Consider the following 19,163-nt stretch of genomic DNA (forward strand, 5'->3'; position numbering starts at 1 on the left):
CCGCCGCCATCGGGCCAGCGCTGGGTGACTTTCTTGGCCTTGGTCCAGAACCTGAGGCCTTCCATGCCGTACTGGTCCGCATCGCCAAAGCCGCTGCGCTTCCAGCCGCCGAAGCTGTGGTAGCTCACCGGCACCGGGATCGGCACGTTGATGCCCACCATGCCCACGTTTACGCGGTGCGCGAACTCGCGCGCGGCGTGGCCGTTGCGGGTGAAGATGGCAACGCCGTTGCCGTACTGGTGCTCGCTCGGCAGCTTGAGCGCGTGCTCGAAATCGTCGGCGCGCACGATCTGGAGGACGGGACCGAAGATCTCTTCCTTGTAGCTTTCCATGTCCGGGGTCACGCGATCCAGCAGGGTCGGGCCGACAAAGAAGCCGTTCTCGTGGCCCTGCAGCGAAAAGCCGCGCCCGTCGATCACCACTTCGCTGCCCTCGGCCTCGGCGGTGTCGATCCACTTCTCGATCCGCGCCTTGTGCTCGGGCGTGACGACCGGGCCGTAGTGCGCTTCGGGATCGTTCGACACGCCGACGCGCAGCGCGTTGATCGCGGGGATCAGCTTTTCCTTCAGGCGCTCCGCCGTCTGTTCGCCCACCGGCACCACCACCGGCAGCGCCATGCAGCGTTCACCCGCAGAGCCGAAGGCCGCGCCGGATAGGTCGTTCACCACCTGGTCGAGATCGGCATCGGGCATCACGATACCGTGGTTTTTCGCTCCGCCCATGGCCTGCACCCGCTTACCAGCGGCCACGCCGCGGTTGTAGACATAGTGCGCGATATCGCTGGAGCCGACGAAGCTGACGGCGGCGATATCCTGATGGTCGAGGATGGCGTCGACCATTTCCTTGTCGCCGTGGACGACCTGCAGCAGCCCCGCGGGAGCGCCAGCCTCCACGAACAGTTCGGCAAGTCGCACCGGCACGCTGGGATCGCGCTCGGAGGGCTTCAGGATGAAGGCATTGCCCGCCGCGATCGCCATGCCGAACATCCACATCGGGATCATGGCGGGAAAGTTGAACGGCGTGATGCCTGCACCGATGCCCAGAGGCTGGCGCATGGAATAGACATCGATGCCCGGCCCCGCACCGTTGGTATATTCACCCTTCAGCGCCTGCGGGATACCGCAGGCGAATTCGATCACTTCCAGCCCGCGCTGCACGTCGCCGTGCGCATCGTCCACGACCTTGCCGTGTTCGCTGGAGAGAAGCTCTGCCAGTTCCTGCTTGTGCTCTTCCACCAGCCGCTTGAATTCGAACATCACGCGGGCGCGGCGCTGCGGGTTGGTGGCGGCCCATTCGGGCTGCACTTTCTTCGCCTCGGCAATCGCCTTGTCCAGCAACGCAGCATCGCCCAGCGGCACCCTCGCCTGCACTTCGCCGGTCGAGGGATTCCAGATATCGTGCACCCTGCCGCCATCACTGGCGTGGGCCTTCCCGGCTATGAAATGATCGACTGCACGCATCCGTTTCTCTCCATTCCTGTCAGGAATGAAGCGCATGTCAGATCGAAAAGTTGCACACAACGGAAAAGTTTCAGTCGCAACCTTATTGATTGCCGGAGCGTTGTTCTACACCGGCAGGCCGACGTAGTTTTCCGCAATGCTGGTCTGCGCGGCGCGGCTGCTGGCGATGTAATCAAGCTCTGCCTGCTGCATCGCCCGTTCGAACAGGCCGTCTTCCGGGAAGCGGTGCATCAGCTTTGTGAGTGACCAGCTGAACCGCTCACTTTTCCACACGCGGGCCAGCGCGGTGTCGGAATAGGCGGTGATCGCGTCGTTGTCCGATTTGTTGAAGAATCCGGTCAGCGCCTCTGCCGCATAGTGCACGTCGCTGGCGGCAAGGTTCAGGCCCTTGGCCCCGGTGGGCGGCACGATGTGGGCGCTGTCCCCGCACAATAGCAGGGAGCCGTGGCGCATCGGCGCGAAGACGAAACTGCGTAAGGGGGCGATGCTTTTCTCCAGCGCCGAGCCGCGTGTGATGTTCGCCGCCGCTTCGGGACCGAGGCGGATGGCGAGTTCGTCCCACAGACGCTCATCGCTCCAGTCGTCCACCTTGTCGGTCAGCGGCACGTCAACGTAGTAGCGGCTGCGCGTCTCGCTGCGCATGGAGGCAAGCGCGAAGCCGCGCTCGTGGTTGGCGTAGATCAGCTCGTGATTGCACGGCGGCACGTCGGCGAGGATGCCCAGCCAGCCGAACGGATATTCGCGCATGTATTCCTTGCCCACCGAGGCTGGGATCGCCTTGCGGCTCGGCCCGTGGAAGCCGTCGCAGCCCACGATGAAGCGGCAATCGACGCGGTGCTGCGTGCCGTCCTTGGTGTAGGTGACGTAGGGCGCATCGCTCTCGACATCGAACAGCGCAGTGTCTTCTGTCTCGTAAATGACCTCCAGCCCCCGCTCCTCGCGCGCGTCCATCAGGTCGCGGGTGAGTTCGGTCTGGCCGTAGACCACCACCTGCTGCCCGCCGGTGAGATCGGCAATATCGATGCGGATCAGGCGCTCGCCATCGGCGAGGTTGAAGCCGTCGTGCGGCAGCCCCTCGGCCTTCAGGCGCTGGTCCAGCCCCAGCCGCTCCATCAGCGAGACGGTGATGTTCTCCAGCACGCCGGCACGGATGCGGCTGAGCACGTAGTCGGGGGACCGGCGCTCCAGCACCACGCAGTCCACGCCCTCGGCGCGCAACAAGTGACCAAGCAACAGGCCGGCAGGACCGGCACCGATGATACAAACCTGGGTCTTCACGGATCTCTCTCCCGATTTTTGCCCGAAAGTGCCGCGTCGGGCATATTTTGAAAGGGACAGACCCGCCCTCGACTGGTATATTTAGGACATGACATCATCGCCTCGCCCCGTCCCCGCCTTCAGCCTGTTCGGCGAGGATGTAGAGGAGGAACTACCCGAATACTTTCACTGGGAGACGATCGAGGCGCGTAGTGCGAGCTATCACTGGGAGATTTCCAACCACCGGCACCCCGCTCTGTTTCAGGTGCTTTTCCTCAAGGAAGGAACGGCGGAAATAGCCCTCGACAGGGCCTCCAGCAGCGTAGAGGCGCCCGCGCTGGTGATTGTGCCCGCCGGGCGCACGCATGGCTTCCGCTTTTCCGACCATGCGGACGGGCTGGTGATGACCGGGCGAAAGGCGTTCCTGCAACTGCTCGGTGCGGGCGATCCGCTGCGCCGGGCCATGCACGAAGCGCAGGTGGTCTTGCCGTCCACCGAAGCGGCCGAGCGCCTTGCGGGCCTTGCCGATCAACTGCTCGCCTGCGAAATCATCGCCGCCGACGCCAACCGCACGGCCCTGCGCGCCAATCTTGCCGAGGCATGGCTGCGGCTCGCAGTTACCGCGCGTGATGTCGCCGGGGAAGAAGAAGGTCTTTGCGAAAGGTTCAAGACGCTGGTGGAGCAGCACTGCCACGAGCATTGGACGGTGCAGGCCTATGCCCGCGAACTGGGCTGCACCCCGCGCACGCTTGCCCGCGCGACGCGGGAGACGCTGGAGCTGTCACCGCTGGAATACGTCAACCGCCGCCTGGCCAGCGAGGCGCGGCGGCTGCTCAATTTCACCAACGCCAACGTCGCGCAGGTCGCCGATGCCTTGGGTTTCGAGGACCCGTCCTATTTCTCGCGCTTTTACCTGCGCATGACCGGCCGGCGCCCCAGTGCGGAGCGCCGGCAATTCGGCCAGCCTTAGATCGGCCAGACTTAAATCGGGTAATGACCCGGCTCGGTCTCGAAGGTGATCCAGCGAAGTTCGGTGAAGGCGTCGATCCCGGCCTTGCCGCCGAAGCGGCCGTAGCCCGAGGCCTTCATGCCGCCGAAGGGCATTTGCGGCTCGTCCGATACGGTCGACGCGTTGACGTGGCAAATGCCCGCCTCGATCTGGCGCGCCACCTTCAGGCCGCGCGCCGTGTCCTTGGTGAACACCGCTGAGGACAGGCCGTACTGCGTGTCGTTTGCCAGTTCGATGGCGTGCGCTTCGTCCCTAGCGCGGGCAATGCCGACCACAGGGCCGAAGCTTTCGTCGCGGAACAGCTTCATGTCGGGCGTCACCTTGTCGACGAGGTGGGCAGGCATCAGCACGTTCTTCGTCGTCTCGCCGCCAACCAGCAGTTCCGCGCCCTTGGACTTCGCGTCCTCGATCAGCGAATAGCAGTGATCGACGGTCTTCTTGTCTACCACGGCCCCCAGCGGGGTCTTGCCTTCGGTCGGGTCGCCCACGGGCATGGACTTCACCTTCTCGGCGAACTTGCGCGCGAATTCGTCGGCCACGGCATCGACCACGATGATACGCTCTGTGCTCATGCAGATCTGGCCCTGGTTCATGTAGGCGCCGAAGCCTGCCGCCTTTACCGCCTCGTCGAGGTCGGCATCTTCCAGCACCACCATCGGCGCCTTGCCGCCCAGTTCCAGCAGCACGGGCTTCAGGTGTTCGGCAGCGCGCTTGGCGATGATCTTGCCGACCTGGGTGGAGCCGGTGAAGTTGATGCGCTTCACCTGCGGCGCGTCGATCAGCGCGCCGACGACTTCGGCGGCATCTTCGGGGGCGTTGGTGACGACGTTCACCACGCCGTCGGGGAAGCCTGCCTCGGCAAACGCCTCGATGATCAGCGCGTGGGTGCGCGGGCATTGCTCGCTCGCTTTCAGGATCACCGCGTTGCCGCAGGCGAGCGGCACGGCAATGGCGCGCACACCAAGGATGATCGGCGCGTTCCACGGCGCGATGCCCAGCATCACGCCAACAGGTTCACGCAGCGCCATGGCAACGGTGCCCTCGTGATCGGAGGGAATGACCTCGCCCTGGATCTGCGTGGTGATGGCGGCAGCCTCGCGCACCATGCCGGCCGCCAGGCCGAGGTTGAACATGGCCCAGCCCGCAGTCGCGCCGATCTCGCCCATCATGGCAGCGACGAAATCGTCCTTCTTGCTCTCCAGCGCATCGGCCGCCTTGTTCAACGCCTTGCGCCGCGCGTTCGGCCCCATCTTGGACCATTCGGCAAAGCCTGACTGCGCCTTTTCGGCGATTGCTGGGATATCGCCGGGCTGCATCGCCTCGGCACTCGAGGCGACTTCGCCGGTCATCGGGTTCAGGCGTTCAAACTTGCTCATCATCCATCCTCTTGCGTAGGAAACATAACCATATTCGACACTATCACTCGGCGGCGCGTTCCGCATGGGCCTGCGTCACGTCGAGCCGGGCGCGCCATGGGTCCTCGCCGCCGTGATTGCCGTCCATGCCAAACAGCATCACCGGGCGGCTCTCGTCGTCGTAGATCGGCCACGCGGGCGCGCCGGGGCCGTTTGGATCGCCCGTCTTCGCGAAATTGACGAAAGCCGCGCTCATGGCTGCCGACGCCGCGTGATCCTCGGGCGTAGTTTCGCCGGGGTAGCGCGCATCGATGGTGCGGAAGAAGAACGGGATTTCGGTCGCATGCGGCAGTCCGGCAGACCATTCCTCGCGCATCGCCTGCGGCACGTAGCCTGCGCGGTAGTGCCAGGCCGGCTGGCCAGCTTCAGTCATGGACTGGACCATGAAACGTGCAGGCTCGACCATCATCTCGTCGGCGTAGACCACGGTTCGCAGGGCGGCGGCGGGAAGGTCCGCCACATCGGCGTAGGCTTCGCGCGCATCGTCCGTCAGCGGACCAAAATGCGCGGCGATCACGTCTCCCTCAAGAGGCGCGCCGAAGCCGATATCTGCCGTGTTCGCCCCGGCCATGAACGGCACGGAAGCGGCATTGCCCTCGGCATAGGTCCGGTCGATCGCTTCCAGCACGATCATGCCGTCCATCAGCGGTCCGGAGTGCGGCGCGACGGGCTGCTGGCCAAGGCCCACGCCTGTTGCCAGGGTATCGGCGGGCAAAGCACGCAGCGCCGCCAGCGCCTCCGGCCCCTCCCCTTCGACACCGGCCCATTCCGCGAAGCCCAGCCCTGCATCCTCGCCATCCGGTCCGTCTTCCGAATGCACGGGCGTAGTGGAGCGAAGACCGGCGCGCCCGCCGCCCGACATCACGATGGCCTTGTCGAACAGGCCGCGTGTCATGGGGCTGGCCATCATCATGCTGACCGAACCACCGCCCGCGCTTTCGCCGAAGATGGTGACGTTGTTCGGGTCCCCGCCGAAGGCTGCAATGTTCCGCTGGACCCAGCGCAGCGCCTCCACCTGGTCCATGTAACCGTAGTTGCCGAGCAGGCCGTTGTCCTCGTTCGCCTCCGTCAGCGCCGGGTGCGCGAAGAAGCCGAAACGGCCAAGGCGATAGTTGAAGCTGACGAGGATCACGCCCTGCCGAGCCAGTTCGGACCCGTCGTAGACCGCAGGCGACGAACCGCCGTTCACGAAGCCGCCGCCGTAGATCCAGAACATCACCGGCAAGCGATCGTCGGCGGTAGTGCCTTCGGGCCGCCAGACATTGACGTAGAGACAATCCTCCGCAGGCGGCGTGCCCAGCGGGGCGGCGTCGGCGGCAAAGGGTATCTGCATGCAATCACTGGCGTATTGCGTCGCTTGACGCACGCCTACCCATGGCTCCACCGGCTGCGGCGCGCGCCAGCGAAGGTCGCCCACGGGTGGCTGGGCGAAGGGAATGCCCTTCCAGGAAGAAATGCCGTCGACGGTCTCGCCTTCCACCTGCCCCACGTCGAGCGACACGACCTGCGCCGCAGCAGGCGCGGCAGCCGCGGCAGCCATGAGTGAGGCAAATCCGACGACGTTCCTGATCACTGCATTCCTCTCCATTGGACTGACCTACTTGCGTGCGAAGAACGCGGCGATGGCCTGCTGCACTTCCGGACCTTGGAGCGCGCCTGCAAACACCTCGGCCTCCCTGTCGATCTGCTCGAGTACGGCCTCGCGATTGTCGGCCAGAAGCTTGCGGCTTTTTGCGAGCGCTTGCGGCGGACGCTTCAGCAGGTCGGCCACGCGGGACCGGGCGTGATCCTGCACTTCGCCGGCAGGCATGGTGCGGGTAACGAAGCCCGCCGCCTCGGCATCGCCTGCGGACAGGGGATCGCCCAGCAGCAGCAATTCCGCTGCCTTGGCGCGGCCGAAAAGCGCGGGCGCAAGCTGGCTCGATCCTCCTTCGGGGACGAGGCCGAGGTTCACGAACGGCATCGTGAACTGCGCATCGTTTGCAGCGTAGACGAGGTCACAGTGGAACAGCATGGTCGTGCCGATACCCACCGCCGCGCCCTGCACCGCCGCCACCAGCGGCTTGTCGAAACGCGCAACCGCGCGAATGAAGTCAATGGCCTCGGTCGCGCCAGTCTGAGCCACGGCGAGGAAATCCTTGAGGTCGTTCCCGGCGCAGAAGGTCTCCCCCTCCCCCGTGAACAGCACGACGCGGATATCGTCGGAGGCAGAGGCACGTTCCAGTGCGGCGATCATCTCGCGGTACATGGCGAGCGTGATGGCGTTCTTGCGCTCGGGCCGGTTGAACCGGATCTCGAGGCAGCCCGGCGTTTCGAGCAACTGGATTTCCTGATCTGACACCGGCTTCTCCCGTATGAACCCGGCAGTGATCGGCCAGGCGCTTTGTGCGAGCGTGCTAGGGGTAACGCACGAGTCTATCAAGCCGGGGCGTATCCGGCGCAGTTTCTGAAACCTTTGCCCGCCTTGAACGCTGGGATTCGTGCAGAAAGGATTCTTGCTATGGCAGCACGTGCATATTGGCAGGGGCAGATCAGGCTGGCGCTCGTCTCGATCCCCGTTGAAATCTACACCGCTACGAAGTCCTCGGCGAAAATCAGCTTCAACCAGATCCACGAACCGAGCGGGAAGCGCATTTCCTACGAGAAGGTGGTGCCCGGTATCGGGCCTGTAGACCGCGATGACATCATCAGGGGCTACGAAGTCTCCAAGGGCGAATACGTCCTGCTCGACGAAGAAGAGATCGACGCCGTCAAGTTGGAGAGCAAGCGCACGCTGGAACTGGTGCAATTCGTGGACGCGCACGAGATCGACCCGCTCTATTTCGAGAAGCCCTACTACGTCGCGCCGAAAGATGAGCTGGCCGAGGAAGCCTTCATCGTGCTACGCGAAGCTCTGCGCAAGGCGAAGAAGGTGGCGCTGGGGCAGCTTGCCATGCGCGGCAGCGAGAAGCTGGTGGCGATCAAGCCGTGCGGCAAGGGACTGCTGCTGGAAACGCTGCGCTATGCCGAGGAAGTGCGCGAAGGGCAGACCTTTTTCGACGACATCGAGGACGCGAAGCCCAAGAAGGAACTGCTCGACCTTGCCACCACCCTGATCGAACAGAAAAGCGCGCCCTTCGATGCCGGCGAGTTCGAGGACCGCTACGCCGATGCGCTGCGCGGTCTCATAGAGAAGAAGCGCAAGAGCAAGGGCGGCAAGAAGATCATCGAGGACGTGGAAGAACCCGAAAGCGGCGGCTCCAACGTGATCGACCTGATGGCCGCGCTGAAGAAGTCGGTCGACGAGAAGCCGAAGAAATCCGCTAGCAAGAGCAAGAAGTCCGCCTGACATGACCGAGGCGTCCGATCCCCTCGCCACCTACAATTCGAAGCGCGATTTCAAGGCGACGCCAGAGCCTGAGGGCAAACGCGAGAGCAGCAAGGGCGGCAACGCCTTCATCGTCCAGAAGCACGATGCAACGCGCCTGCATTGGGACCTGCGGCTGGAAATGGACGGGGTGATGAAGAGCTGGGCCGTCACCAAGGGCCCCTCCCCCGATCCCGACGTGAAGCGGCTGGCCGTGCGGACGGAGGACCATCCGCTGTCCTACAATACCTTCGAAGGCACGATCCCCAAGGGGGAATACGGCGGCGGCACGGTGATGCTGTGGGATCGCGGCACCTGGGAGCCGGTCAAGGGCAAGAGCGCCAGCGATATCGAGAAGGGCCACCTGCATTTCTGCCTCCACGGCGAGCGGATGCAGGGCGAGTGGCTGTTGATAAGACTGAGGAAAAAGCCGGGAGAAAAGCGGGAAAACTGGCTGCTGCGCAAGCTGCAGGACGACCACGCGCAAAAAGGCGACGCGCTGGTCGAGCACGAGCTTACCAGCGTGGCAACAGGCCGTTCGATGGCGGAAATCGCGGCGGACAAGGAGGGGGAATTCTCGCTGGAAGGCAAGAATGACGACGCCTTCCTGAAACAGATGGAAAAGGCCAGTGCGCACACGGCGAAGAAAGGCAAGCCCCGCCCCCGCAAGGATGCGCCGCTGCCGAAATTTCGCAAGCCGCAACTCGCCACGCTGGTGGACGAAGTGCCCGCCGGCAACGGCTGGATGCACGAGATAAAGTTCGACGGCTATCGCGCACTTGTCGCCGCAAAGGGAAGCAAGGTGCGCGTCTATACCCGCAGCGGCAAGGACTGGACCGACAAGTTCGGCCCGCTGGCCGATGCCATCGGCGCGCTGGACCTTCCAAGTTGCCTGATCGACGGGGAGATCGTCGCCGCCGACTCCAAGGGCAATCCCGATTTCTCAACCCTGCAATCGGTGCTGAAGCGTGGCCACGGCAGCCAGTCGAAAGAGGACGCGCTGCAGTTCCATGCGTTCGACCTTGTCGAGCTCGCGGGGGAGGACCTGTCCGACCTGCCCAATATCGAACGCAAGGAGCGGCTCGAGGCGCTGCTGGGCGATGCGGCCTCGCCAATTTTCCTCGCGGACCACGTGATCGGCGCAGGTGAAAAGCTTTACAACGCCATGTGCAAGGCCGGGCAGGAAGGCATCATCTCCAAGACGATCGACGGACGCTATTCCGGCTCTCGCGGCAAACGCTGGGTGAAGGTGAAATGCACGCGGCGGCAGGAATTCGTGGTGATCGGCTGGAAGAAATCGAGCGCGAAGGGCCGCCCTTTCTCTTCACTTCTGATGGCACAGCATGAAGACGGCGATCTCGTATACAAGGGCAATGTCGGCACCGGATTTTCGGCGGACGACCTCGACGAACTGGCAGGAAAACTCAAGCGCCTCGAACGCAAGACCCCGCCAGCCGAAGTGGACAAGGCCAGCAGCCGCGGCGTGACCTGGGTGACGCCAAAGCTGGTGGCGGAAGTCGCCTTCTCCGAATTCACCGCTGACGGCAACATTCGCCACGGAAGCTATCTGGGCCTGCGCGAGGACAAGAAGGCGGAGGATGTGAAGCCCGAGCAGCCCTCCGCCGCGCCCGCCAAGGCCGAGGGGGTCAAGATTTCCAGCCGCGACCGCGTCGTCTTTCCCGACACCGGGCAGACCAAGGGCGATCTGGCGGACTATTACGAAGCCGTCGCCTCGATCATGCTGCCCTTCGTGGGGCATCGCCCGGTCAGCCTGGTGCGCTGCCCTCAGGGACGCGCGAAGAACTGCTTTTTCCAGAAGCACGACAGCGGCGGTTTCGGCGACGCCGTGCAACACGTTCCCATCCGCGAAAAGGACGGCGGGACCGAGGACTATCTCTACGTCGAGGATGCGCGCGGGCTGCTGCAATGCGTGCAGATGGGGACGATCGAATTTCACGGCTGGGCCTCGCGCAGCGACGAGGTTGAAAAGCCAAATCGCATGATCTTCGACCTCGATCCCGACGAGGGTCTGGATTTCGGCGATGTGAAAGCCGCCGCGCGCGACATTCGCGACCGGCTGGCGGACCTTGGCCTCACAAGCTTCGCCATGCTTTCCGGCGGAAAGGGCGTGCACGTGGTCGCGCCGCTATCGCGTGGTCACGACTGGGAAGCGCACAAGGATTTCGCCCGCCGCTTTGCTGAGGCCCTGAGCGTGGCGGAACCGGATCGCTTTACCGCCACGATGAGCAAGGCGAAGCGCAAGGGGAAGATTTTCATCGACTGGCTGCGCAACCAGCGCGGCAGCACGACCGTGGTGCCCTATTCCGCAAGAGCCCGCAGCGGCGCCCCGGTGGCGGCGCCAATCGCCTGGAACGAGCTGAAAGGCATCGACAGCGCCGGACACTACTCCATCGCCGATGCCAAAAAACTTATTGATCGGGCGGAAAGCAAGTCCCTGTCCGGATGGGGTTTTGCCGAGCAGGCCCTGCCTGATTTCTGATCCTTCGGATACTTTTACCAAAAGCACGCGTTGGCAGGGGGAGACCAAGGAGCCCCCTCTTGCCGATCACCATCAACGACACTCCGCACGAACTGCCTGACGATCCCCGCGTCAGCCTGCTCGATTTCCTTCGACACCACGCCGGGCTGACCGGCACCAAGAAGGGCTGCGACCACGGCCAGTGCGGTGCCTGCACGGTGCTGGTGAACGGGATGCGGATCAATTCCTGCCTCTCGCTGGCCGTGATGCACGATGGCGACAGCGTGACCACGATTGAAGGGTTGGGAACGCCCGACGCGCCCAGCGCCTTGCAGAAGGCTTTCGTGGAGCACGACGGATACCAGTGCGGCTACTGCACGCCCGGCCAGATCTGCTCTGCCACGGCCATGATGCAGGAGATCGCGAACGGCTGGCCCAGCGATGCGAGTGACGATCTGGAAGGTCCGATCAAGCCCAGCGCAGACGAAATCCGCGAACGGATGAGCGGCAACCTGTGCCGCTGCGGGGCCTATGCCAACATCGTTGCCGCCATCGCCGAAGTTGCAGCGGAGGACGCGCAATGAAGCCTTTCCGCTATTCCCGCCCCGACAGCCTCGACCATGCAGGCCAGTTGACCAGCGATGCCGATGCGCGCGCAATTGCGGGGGGCACCAACCTGATAGACCTGATGAAGCTGCAGGTGGAAACGCCGCAGCAGCTGGTCGATATCAACACCCTTTCGCTGGGCGAGATTGCCGACGCCGAAAATGGGGGCCTCTCCATCGGCGCACTTGCGACCAACACGGCAACTGCGGCGCATCCGCGCGTCCGGTCCGACTATCCGGTGCTCGCCCGCGCAATCCTCGCCGGCGCGACCCAGCAACTTCGCAACAAGGCGACGACGGGCGGCAACCTGTGCCAGCGCACGCGCTGCTACTACTTCACCAATATCGACCAGCCCTGCAACAAGCGCGAGCCCGGCTCCGGCTGCGGCGCTATCGACGGCATTGCGCGGCTCCATGCCGTGCTGGGCACCAGCCCCCACTGCATCGCCACCTACCCGGGCGACATGGCAGTGGCCATGGCGGCACTGGATGCGACAGTGCAGATAATCGGGCCTGCCGGTGAGCGCAGCGTACCGGTACGCGATTTCCACCGCCTGCCGGGTGACACGCCAGAGAAGGACAACGTGCTGGAGGCTGGCGAAGTCATAACGGCAGTCACCCTCCCCGCGCCGGTCGGTGGCAAACAGCTTTATCGCAAGGTCCGCGAACGCTCGTCCTATGCCTTCGCGCTGGTTTCGGTGGCCGCCGTGGTCGAGATGGACGGAGGGCGCATCGCCCGCGCCGACCTGGCCTTTGGTGGCCTTGCCCACAAGCCGTGGCACGACCCGCGCCTGTCCGAATTGCTGGTGGGCGAGGAGCCGACCGCCGCACTGTTCGACAAGGCGGCCGACCTGCTGCTGGAAGATGCGCAGGGTTATGGCGAAAACGACTTCAAGATCCCCCTCGCCCGACGCGCGCTCGCGGCGACCCTTGCCGAAGCTACGGGAGCAGAACTGTGAGCACGCACATGGAACAGGACAAGCCGAACCGCGAGTGCCTGCTGGACAAGACGCCGCAGGCTACACTCGGCAAGCCGCTCAGCCGCTCGGAAGGGCTGGCAAAGGTTACGGGGACGGCGCCCTACGCTGCCGAATACCCGATTGCCGATTGCCTTGAGGGCGTGCTCGTCACCGCGCCTTTCGCCCGGGGCACCATCGATTCCATCGACAAGGACACGTGTCTCGCGATGGAGGGCGTTGTCGCGGTGATCGATGACGAACGCCTCACCTCCCGGCCCGCGCAAGGCACGGCCGGCGAAGCGCCGGTGCAGAAGCCGCGCCAGATCGACTACTTCGGCCAGCCCTTCGCGCTGGTCGTTGCCGAAACTTTCGAGCAGGCGCGCCACGCGGCAAAACACCTCGAATTCACGTTCACGGCGGACGATCTTTCCCAGGTCTCCTTCGATCCCGAGGGGACCGAAAGCGAGCGTCAGGAAGAAACGCGGCAGGGCGACCTTGCCCATGCGATGGCAGAGGCGAAGCACGCCGTGGATGCGCGCATCACGACAGCCGGACACGCCAGCGCCGCAATGGAACCGCACGCCGCGATTGCCGAGTGGGACGGATCGAACCTCACCGTCCACGCCTCCTTGCAGATGTTGAACTACAACATTTCCGAAATCGCCGACTCGCTGGGCATGGAGGAAGACAATATCCGCCTCATCTCTCGCTACGTCGGCGGCGGCTTCGGTTCGAAACTCGGCATTTCGCAGGAATGCCTCGCCGCCTCGCTGGCCGCCATGACCCTTGAGAAGCCGGTGCGCGTGGTGCTCAGTCGCCAGCAGGTGTTCCAGAACATCATGCGCCGTTCCGAAACCACGCAGCGCCTGCGCCTTGCCGCGGGCGCTGACGGCGCGCTGAACGGGTTCGGGCATGAAGGACTGGTATCCAACCTGCCTAAAGAGAGCTTTGCGGAGCCGATCCTGCAAAGCTCGCAATTCCTATACAGCGGGGAGAACCGCCTGCTGGGCCTCGATGTCGCGCGGGTGCATCGCATGACGGCAGGCTCCGTCCGCGCGCCGGGCGAGGCAGTGGGCATGCCCGCTCTGGAAGTGGCGATGGACATGCTGGCGGAGGAAACCGGCGTCGATCCGGTCGAGCTGCGGCTCCGCAACATCCCGGATGCCCACCCGGTGGAAGGCACGCCGTTCTCTTCCCATAAGCTGGCCGAGTGCCTGAAGCAGGCCGCCGATTCCTTCGGCTGGGAGGCTGGACCGCGCAAACCGCGCCAGCGGCGCGAGGGCGAATGGTGGATTGGCACCGGCATGGCCAGCGCAGCCCGCGTGCACAATATCTCGAAGGCCAAGGCTCGCGTCACGCTCAAGCCCGACGGCACGGCCTTGGTGGAAACCGACATGACCGACATCGGCACCGGCACCTACACCATCCTCGGCCAGCTTGCCGGGGAAATGCTTGGCCTGCCGCGTGAAAAGGTGCTGGTGGAACTGGGCGACACGCGCTTCCCGCGCGGCTCCGGTTCCGGTGGCAGCTGGGGTGCGTCCTCCGTCGGCTCGGCGGTGTATGTTGCCTGCCAAGGATTACGCCGCGAACTGGCATCACGCGCCGGTGTGAACGAGGATGACGTGTCTCTGAAAGATGGGCGCATTGCCAACGGGCCGAGCCTCGTCGACCTGTTAGACGGCAAGGACCTTAGCGAGGAAGGCTTTTACGAGCCGGGCGATATCGACGACGATTTCGTCGCCGCCGGTTTCGGTGCCTATTTCGCGCAGGTGCGGGTGAACCGCTTTACCGGGGAAACCCGCGTTGATCGCATGACCGGAGCCTTCGGCTTCGGGCGCGTGCTGAACCAGAAGACCGCTCGTTCGCAATGCCAGGGCGGCATGGTGTGGAGCATCGGCGTCGCCCTGACCGAAGCCCTGCACTTCGATCCGCAGGACGGCCACCTCGTCAACTGCGACCTTGCCGAATACCACGTGCCGGTGAACCGCGACGTGCCCGAACTAGACGTGATCATGGTGGAGGAGCGCGACCCCGCTGCCAGCCCCATCCAGGCGAAGGGCATCGGCGAACTGGGCATGTGCGGCGGCGCCGCGGCCATCGCCAACGCCATCTACAACGCCAGCGGCGCACGGGTGATGGATTTCCCGATGACGCCCGACAGGGTGCTGGCGGCAATGCCCTGACGCGCCTCGCGCGGCGCAAGCCATCTGGCCCTTTTCGCGTCAGCACGGTAACGCATCCCCTTGCGTTGCAAGTCCGCGGGAGGAAAGCGTGTCGCAGGAGAAGGCCACACGGGTAACGTCGTTCGACGTTGCCGAGAGGGCCGGTGTCAACCAGTCGACGGTTTCGCGGGCGCTCAACGGCGACCCGTCCATCAGCGCGCCCACCCGCCAGCGGATCGAGCAGGCAGCCGCAGACCTTGGATATCACATCGATGATCGCGCCGCTCGCCTGCGCACCGGCAGGACCGGCACGATTGCGGTGATCGTCATCACCCGTCCAGGACGCAGCCCGACAGACGTGAACCCTTTCCATTACGCCTTGCTCGGAAACGTCTGCGCCTCGGCTTCTGCCAAGGGATATCGCTCCCTTGTGTCCTTCCAGTCCAAAGCCGAGCATTTCGATTCCGGCTTCGTCCAGCGCAGGCAGGCAGATGCGATCGTACTGCTCGGCACGGCGACGAATACCGCCGCGTGGGATTTCCACCGGCCTTTACTCAACCGTCCTGAGACTGCGTGCTGGGGCGCGCCTTTCGAGGATGCGAGGCGGATCAAGGCCGACAACCGCGATGGCGGTCGCCGGGCGGCAGAGCGGCTGCTGCAGGGGGGATATCGCAACCTCGCCTTCATCGGCGATCTCGACGATCGGCAGAGCCAGTTTCGCGAGCGATACGAGGGTTTGCGCGATGCCCTGTCCGCTCACGGTATCGCGGCGCCGCCGACCGTGTTCGAAGATGCCGAAACGCGCGTAGAGCAAGGCCGACGCTCTGTCCGGAGGCTCCTAGCCGAGAGGCAGGAGATCGACGGTCTTTTCTGCTGCTGCGACGCGATGGCGCTCGGCGCTCTCGGCGCGCTTGAGGACGCAGGTATGGCGGTGCCGGGAAACATTGGCGTGATCGGTTTCGACGGCCTGGGAAGCGGCGCTCACAGCAGCCCGCCGCTGACCACCATAGAGCCGGATTTCACGAGTGCCGGAGCCATGCTTGTCGATCTCGCCCTGGGCGCGATCGAACCAGCCTCTGCGAAAGGCGTGCCTGTTCATCTGGTGGAACGTTCGAGCGTTCGTCGCTAAGCCTGCCTCCTGACGATTGCAAAGCTTACATCACCGTCCCTGCTCTTGGCGTGCGCCCTGACACTTGGCGGCTGCGCCCACGATGGCGCGAGGCAGGCCCAGCCCGAACTTGGTCTCCACGTGAAGGAGGCCATCACCGTTGGCGGGCTGCAATTTCGCGATGCCGATGGTGACGGTCAGCTTGCCCCGTACGAGGACTGGCGCCTTTCTTCCCTCGAACGCGCGACCGATCTGGCGAGCCGGATGAGCACGGTCGAGAAAGTCGGCACGCTGATGCACTCGACCATGCCGGGCCGCGATGGCGAATTGGGGCGCGCGGAAAGTTACGATCTCGACGCGCTTGGCCTGCTGGTGGGCGACAAGCACGTAACCAGCTTTATCACCCGCTTGACGCAAGCGCACATGATGCGCAGGTGCCGACCATGCTGGCCATCTTTCTCGACCGGCCTGCCGTGCTCACGGAAATCCTCCCGATGACGGACGTGATACTCGCCAATTTCGGCGCGAGCGATGCTGCCGTGCTCGATGTGGCGCTGGGGCGTTCCAAAGCGCGCGGGCGCCTGCCGTTCGAACTACCACGGTCAATGAAAGCGGTGGAGGCGCAGGCCCCCGCTGCTCCCGACGACAGTAGGGACCCGCTCTTTCCGTTCGGAGCGGGTCTTTGATTGCTCGCGGGAGAAGGCAGCGCGCCCCCATACGAGGAGACCTGCCGACGTCGTTTTGGTGAAATGGCGGAGAGGGAGGGATTCGACTTAAATTGATAAGTCCATGATATCGATAACGATTATCGTAATCCTTATCGCAGATTACCCCCGATCCTGGCGCATAATTCCGAACATTTGGGGGCTCTTCGCACCTCGTATCAGTTCGCCAGCATCTCTTTCAGTGGAATGTCCGGATCGGCCAACGTTCCAACTGCAATTTTTGCGCCTGCTTCTACCAGCTTGCGGCCTTGCACGTAGTCCTTAATCGCATTTACGCAGTCGAGAGCGATCACCTTGCCATCCTTCAGGTAGATGACGGAAAAGCTGCGAGACTCCGGGGAGCCGCGAACGAGCGCCTCATCGTGGCCAGACGTCAGGCCGACTGTTTGCAATTTCAGATCATACTGGTTTGACCAGAACCAAGGTGTCGCAGTGTATGGTTCGTCGATCCCGCAAATTGTCTTCGCAACGGTATTCGCCATATCGTTCGCGTTTTGAACACTTTCCAAGCGGATTGTCGAACCGCCTGCTAATGCGTTGGGGTGTGCCGCACAGTCCCCAATCGCATATATATTCGGCAGGCTGGTGCAGCAGTTTGCATCAACCTCGACGCCGTTGGAAATTCGGGCGCCGGCAACCGCAAGCGGCCCGACAGATGGTTCGATACCGATCCCGACGATGATCATGTCGCAGGCGAGCGCCTCTCCGTCCGCTAGCCGAACAGCTGTGGCACGACCTTCGTCGCCCTCGATATGATCGACACGAGCCTGCAATCGAATGTCGACGCCTTGAGACCTGTGCTCAGCTTCAAAGAAACGCGAAAGGTCTTCACCGGCTACGCGCGCCAGAACCCGGTCAAGAGCTTCCAGCAACGTCACTTCGCAGCCCAGCTTGCTCAGTACGGCGGCGGCCTCCAGACCGATGTACCCGCCTCCGATAATCAAAACGCGGCGCCCCCCTGCGTCCAGGTCCGCCATGATCCGATCAACGTCCGCTTTATCGCGAACGGCATGGATATTATCGTAGTCCGCGCCCGCACATGTCAGTCTACGCGGCGAGCCGCCAGCGGCCCAGACAAGGTTGCCATACCCTATTTTGCGGCCACTATGGAGTTGGACAGACTTGCCCTCAGGATCGACCGAAGCGACTTCAGCATCAAGTATCAATTGGATGTTCTTGTCAGCCCAGAAGGCTTCTGGCCGGATGAGGATACGCTCGAAAGTCTTGTCTCGCGCGAGATAGTCTTTCGATAGTGGCGGTCGTTCGTATGGTGGCTCCGGTTCCTTGCTTACGATGGCGATTGAGCCGGAGAAGCCTTTTTGGCGCAGCGCAATAGCCGCCTGCGCTCCCCCATGACCTCCACCCACGATTACCGTGTCGAAATTATCCATTTCCGATTCCTTCTCCCTCCGCTCGTGGTGCCTTTGTTTACAGCTTCTCTGTCAGTTCCGGCACGGCGTTGAACAGGTCTGCCACGAGGCCGATGTCCGCCACCTGGAAGATGGGGGCGTCGGGGTCCTTGTTGATGGCGACGATGACCTTGGAGTCTTTCATGCCGGCAAGGTGCTGGATCGCGCCCGAGATGCCGATGGCGATGTAGACTTCGGGCGCCACGATCTTGCCGGTCTGGCCGACCTGGTAATCGTTGGGCACGTAGCCTGCGTCCACCGCAGCGCGCGATGCGCCGATGGCGGCGCCCAGCTTGTCTGCCAGCGGGGTGATATACTGCTCGAACGTCTCGCCGTCCTTCAGCGCGCGGCCGCCCGATACGACGATGCCTGCGCTGGTGAGCTCGGGACGGTCGCTCTTCACCGCGTCCAGCTTCACGAACTGCGAGATACCCGCATCGCCGGGGCCGCTCGCGGCTTCCACGCTGGCGCTGCCGCCTTCTGCCTCAGCCTTGTCGAAGGCCGTGGTGCGAACGGTGATCACCAGCTTGGGATCGCTCGACTCGACCGTGGCGATGGCGTTGCCGGCATAGATCGGGCGGGTGAAGGTCCTGGGGCCTTCCACGCTGATGATGTCGCTGACCTGCATCACGTCGAGCAGCGCGGCAACGCGGGGCAGCACGTTCTTGCCGGTGGTGGTGGCAGGGGCCAGCACGGCGTCATAGCCGTCCATGAGGCCGGCAATCAGCGGGGCGAGGTTCTCGGCAAGACCGTTGGCATAGGCGGCATCGTCCGCCACCAGCACCTTCTCGACACCGGCGATGGCAGCATGCGCATCGCCAGCGGCGGTGGTGAGCACGTGCACCGGGCCGCCGAGCGCGGCAGCGGCGGTGATGGTGGCGAGGGTGGCATCGGCGACAGCGTCGCCGTGGGGTTCAGCAAATACGAGTGCGGTCATTTCATCTAACCTCTCATTCCGTTCGCCCTGAGCCTGTCGAAGGGCTGTCCTTCTCTCAGCGCGACGTTCAAAAACAAAAGCAGTCCTTCGACAGGCTCAGGACGCTCTGCGCGACTTACGCCACTCCGAGCGCTTTGAGCTTCGCGACCAGCGCGTCCACATCTTCAACGATCTCGCCAGCCTGGCGGACCGGCGGCTCGGAGACGTTGGTGGTGGTGAGGCGCGGGGCCACGTCGACGCCGTAATCGGCAGGCGTCTTGGTATCCAGCGGCTTCTTCTTCGCCTTCATGAT

The 19,163-nt window shown here is 63.9% G+C and carries 16 protein-coding genes and 1 pseudogene; 9 read left to right on the forward strand and 8 right to left on the reverse strand.

Annotation, left to right across the window (positions count from 1 at the left end):
* Together D4Q51_RS00240 and pobA are read right to left on the reverse strand one after the other, a co-directional pair.
* The coding region (locus D4Q51_RS00240) for a CoA-acylating methylmalonate-semialdehyde dehydrogenase (protein ID WP_162925066.1) at window positions 1–1,460 on the reverse strand (1,460 nt) is incomplete at its 3' end.
* Between the two features lie 105 nt (window positions 1,461–1,565).
* Entirely contained in the window at window positions 1,566–2,738 is a 1,173-nt protein-coding gene (gene pobA / locus D4Q51_RS00245; RefSeq protein WP_120075375.1) for a 4-hydroxybenzoate 3-monooxygenase, read from the reverse strand.
* 88 nt (window positions 2,739–2,826) lie between these two features.
* Between pobA and D4Q51_RS00250 the strand changes: the two genes are divergently transcribed.
* Window positions 2,827–3,687, forward strand: coding sequence for a helix-turn-helix domain-containing protein (locus D4Q51_RS00250; protein ID WP_120075378.1), 861 nt, complete (start codon window positions 2,827–2,829; stop codon window positions 3,685–3,687).
* Window positions 3,688–3,698: 11 nt separating this feature from the next.
* On the opposite strand, the gene D4Q51_RS00255 is transcribed toward D4Q51_RS00250, so the two are convergent.
* The 3 genes from D4Q51_RS00255 to D4Q51_RS00265 are packed head-to-tail and all read right to left on the reverse strand — an operon-like array spanning window position 3,699 to window position 7,482.
* Window positions 3,699–5,105 (reverse strand): aldehyde dehydrogenase, encoded by a 1,407-nt coding sequence (locus D4Q51_RS00255; RefSeq protein WP_120075380.1) that lies wholly within the window; start codon window positions 5,103–5,105, stop codon window positions 3,699–3,701.
* Window positions 5,106–5,145: 40 nt separating this feature from the next.
* Window positions 5,146–6,729 carry a carboxylesterase/lipase family protein gene (locus tag D4Q51_RS00260; protein ID WP_120075382.1) on the reverse strand — a complete coding sequence of 528 codons (1,584 nt, stop codon included), beginning with the start codon at window positions 6,727–6,729 and terminating at the stop codon, window positions 5,146–5,148.
* A gap of 9 nt (window positions 6,730–6,738) precedes the next feature.
* Window positions 6,739–7,482 (reverse strand): enoyl-CoA hydratase, encoded by a 744-nt coding sequence (locus tag D4Q51_RS00265; protein ID WP_120075384.1) that lies wholly within the window; start codon window positions 7,480–7,482, stop codon window positions 6,739–6,741.
* Window positions 7,483–7,641: 159 nt separating this feature from the next.
* On the opposite strand from D4Q51_RS00265, the gene ku reads away from it, so the two are divergent.
* The 8 genes from ku (at window position 7,642) to D4Q51_RS00305 (ending at window position 16,486) form a co-directional block, all read left to right on the forward strand.
* Window positions 7,642–8,469 carry a non-homologous end joining protein Ku gene (gene ku / locus D4Q51_RS00270; protein ID WP_120075386.1) on the forward strand — a complete coding sequence of 276 codons (828 nt, stop codon included), beginning with the start codon at window positions 7,642–7,644 and terminating at the stop codon, window positions 8,467–8,469.
* Between the two features lies 1 nt (window position 8,470).
* Entirely contained in the window at window positions 8,471–10,987 is a 2,517-nt protein-coding gene (ligD, locus tag D4Q51_RS00275) for a DNA ligase D (RefSeq protein ID WP_120075388.1), read from the forward strand.
* 59 nt (window positions 10,988–11,046) lie between these two features.
* Window positions 11,047–11,550, forward strand: a complete 504-nt coding sequence (locus tag D4Q51_RS00280; protein ID WP_120075390.1) for a 2Fe-2S iron-sulfur cluster-binding protein — start codon at window positions 11,047–11,049, stop codon at window positions 11,548–11,550.
* Window positions 11,547–12,530, forward strand: coding sequence for an FAD binding domain-containing protein (locus tag D4Q51_RS00285; protein WP_120075392.1), 984 nt, complete (start codon window positions 11,547–11,549; stop codon window positions 12,528–12,530). Before D4Q51_RS00280 ends, D4Q51_RS00285 begins: the two co-directional genes overlap by 4 nt.
* Before the next feature lie 8 nt (window positions 12,531–12,538).
* The gene (locus D4Q51_RS00290; protein WP_240624494.1) at window positions 12,539–14,713 is read left to right on the forward strand and encodes a xanthine dehydrogenase family protein molybdopterin-binding subunit; all 2,175 of its coding nucleotides are present in this window, start codon (window positions 12,539–12,541) and stop codon (window positions 14,711–14,713) included.
* Between the two features lie 88 nt (window positions 14,714–14,801).
* Entirely contained in the window at window positions 14,802–15,821 is a 1,020-nt protein-coding gene (locus tag D4Q51_RS00295; RefSeq protein WP_120075396.1) for a LacI family DNA-binding transcriptional regulator, read from the forward strand.
* Between the two features lie 45 nt (window positions 15,822–15,866).
* A complete protein-coding gene (locus D4Q51_RS15560) occupies window positions 15,867–16,298 on the forward strand; it encodes a hypothetical protein (protein WP_162925067.1) in 432 nt (143 codons plus the stop codon).
* Entirely contained in the window at window positions 16,244–16,486 is a 243-nt protein-coding gene (locus D4Q51_RS00305) for a glycoside hydrolase family 3 protein (RefSeq protein WP_120075401.1), read from the forward strand. Before D4Q51_RS15560 ends, D4Q51_RS00305 begins: the two co-directional genes overlap by 55 nt.
* A gap of 197 nt (window positions 16,487–16,683) precedes the next feature.
* Here the strand turns inward: D4Q51_RS00305 and D4Q51_RS00310 are convergent, their stop codons facing one another.
* The 3 genes and pseudogenes from D4Q51_RS00310 to D4Q51_RS15890 form a co-directional block, all read right to left on the reverse strand.
* Window positions 16,684–17,916, reverse strand: a complete 1,233-nt coding sequence (locus tag D4Q51_RS00310; RefSeq protein WP_120075403.1) for an NAD(P)/FAD-dependent oxidoreductase — start codon at window positions 17,914–17,916, stop codon at window positions 16,684–16,686.
* Between the two features lie 37 nt (window positions 17,917–17,953).
* On the reverse strand, window positions 17,954–18,871 hold the full coding sequence (locus D4Q51_RS00315) for an electron transfer flavoprotein subunit alpha/FixB family protein (RefSeq protein ID WP_120075405.1): 918 nt from the start codon (window positions 18,869–18,871) through the stop codon (window positions 17,954–17,956).
* A 115-nt stretch (window positions 18,872–18,986) separates the two neighbouring features.
* Window positions 18,987–19,163, reverse strand: a pseudogene (locus D4Q51_RS15890) (electron transfer flavoprotein subunit beta/FixA family protein); the annotation flags it as partial.

Origin of the sequence: Aurantiacibacter odishensis (assembly GCF_003605195.1) — a bacterium.
GTDB lineage: Bacteria > Pseudomonadota > Alphaproteobacteria > Sphingomonadales > Sphingomonadaceae > Alteraurantiacibacter > Alteraurantiacibacter odishensis.

Coding starts and splice junctions, on each gene's coding strand:
- D4Q51_RS00250 (WP_120075378.1), top strand. CDS start 2,827: ATGACATCATCGCCTCGCCCCGTCCCCGCCTTCAGCCTGTTCGGCGAG.
- D4Q51_RS00255 (WP_120075380.1), bottom strand. CDS start 5,105: ATGATGAGCAAGTTTGAACGCCTGAACCCGATGACCGGCGAAGTCGCC.
- D4Q51_RS00260 (WP_120075382.1), bottom strand. CDS start 6,729: ATGGAGAGGAATGCAGTGATCAGGAACGTCGTCGGATTTGCCTCACTC.
- ku (WP_120075386.1), top strand. CDS start 7,642: ATGGCAGCACGTGCATATTGGCAGGGGCAGATCAGGCTGGCGCTCGTC.
- ligD (WP_120075388.1), top strand. CDS start 8,471: ATGACCGAGGCGTCCGATCCCCTCGCCACCTACAATTCGAAGCGCGAT.
- D4Q51_RS00285 (WP_120075392.1), top strand. CDS start 11,547: ATGAAGCCTTTCCGCTATTCCCGCCCCGACAGCCTCGACCATGCAGGC.
- D4Q51_RS00290 (WP_240624494.1), top strand. CDS start 12,539: ATGGAACAGGACAAGCCGAACCGCGAGTGCCTGCTGGACAAGACGCCG.
- D4Q51_RS00305 (WP_120075401.1), top strand. CDS start 16,244: ATGCTGGCCATCTTTCTCGACCGGCCTGCCGTGCTCACGGAAATCCTC.
- D4Q51_RS00310 (WP_120075403.1), bottom strand. CDS start 17,916: ATGGATAATTTCGACACGGTAATCGTGGGTGGAGGTCATGGGGGAGCG.
- D4Q51_RS00315 (WP_120075405.1), bottom strand. CDS start 18,871: ATGACCGCACTCGTATTTGCTGAACCCCACGGCGACGCTGTCGCCGAT.